The 1,195-nt window shown below is 56.4% G+C and carries 1 rRNA gene; it reads right to left on the reverse strand.

Annotation, left to right across the window (positions count from 1 at the left end):
* Positions 1-22 precede the first annotated feature (22 nt).
* Positions 23-1,195, reverse strand: a 23S ribosomal RNA gene (locus CHR28_RS37050); the annotation flags it as partial.

Consider the following 1,195-nt stretch of genomic DNA (forward strand, 5'->3'; position numbering starts at 1 on the left):
AACACAGTGGACGCGAGCAACTGAGGACAAGCCCTCGGCCTATTAGTACCGGTCAACTCCACCAGTTACCTGGCTTCCATATCCGGCCTATCAACCCAGTCGTCTACTGGGAGCCTTACCCTCTCTAGGAGGTGGGAGTCCTCATCTCGAAGCAGGCTTCCCGCTTAGATGCTTTCAGCGGTTATCCCTCCCGAACGTAGCCAACCAGCCATGCCCTTGGCAGAACAACTGGCACACCAGAGGTTCGTCCGTCCCGGTCCTCTCGTACTAGGGACAGCCCTTCTCAAGACTCCTACGCGCACAGCGGATAGGGACCGAACTGTCTCACGACGTTCTAAACCCAGCTCGCGTACCGCTTTAATGGGCGAACAGCCCAACCCTTGGGACCGACTCCAGCCCCAGGATGCGACGAGCCGACATCGAGGTGCCAAACCATCCCGTCGATATGGACTCTTGGGGAAGATCAGCCTGTTATCCCCGGGGTACCTTTTATCCGTTGAGCGACGGCGCTTCCACAAGCCACCGCCGGATCACTAGTCCCGACTTTCGTCCCTGCTCGACCCGTCGGTCTCACAGTCAAGCTCCCTTGTGCACTTACACTCAACACCTGATTGCCAACCAGGCTGAGGGAACCTTTGGGCGCCTCCGTTACCCTTTAGGAGGCAACCGCCCCAGTTAAACTACCCATCAGACACTGTCCCTGATCCGGATCACGGACCCAGGTTAGACATCCAGCACGACCAGACTGGTATTTCAACGACGACTCCACCCACACTGGCGTGTGAGCTTCACAGTCTCCCAGCTATCCTACACAAGCCGAACCGAACACCAATATCAAACTGTAGTAAAGGTCCCGGGGTCTTTCCGTCCTGCTGCGCGAAACGAGCATCTTTACTCGTAGTGCAATTTCACCGGGCCTATGGTTGAGACAGTCGAGAAGTCGTTACGCCATTCGTGCAGGTCGGAACTTACCCGACAAGGAATTTCGCTACCTTAGGATGGTTATAGTTACCACCGCCGTTTACTGGCGCTTAAGTTCTCAGCTTCGCCCTGACGAATCAGAGCTAACCGGTCCCCTTAACGTTCCAGCACCGGGCAGGCGTCAGTCCGTATACATCGCCTTACGGCTTCGCACGGACCTGTGTTTTTAGTAAACAGTCGCTTCTCGCTGGTCTCTGCGGCCACCCCCAGCTCA

It is taken from the genome of Streptomyces sp. XY006 (genome assembly GCF_002237655.1).
GTDB classification, from domain to species: domain Bacteria; phylum Actinomycetota; class Actinomycetes; order Streptomycetales; family Streptomycetaceae; genus Streptomyces; species Streptomyces levis.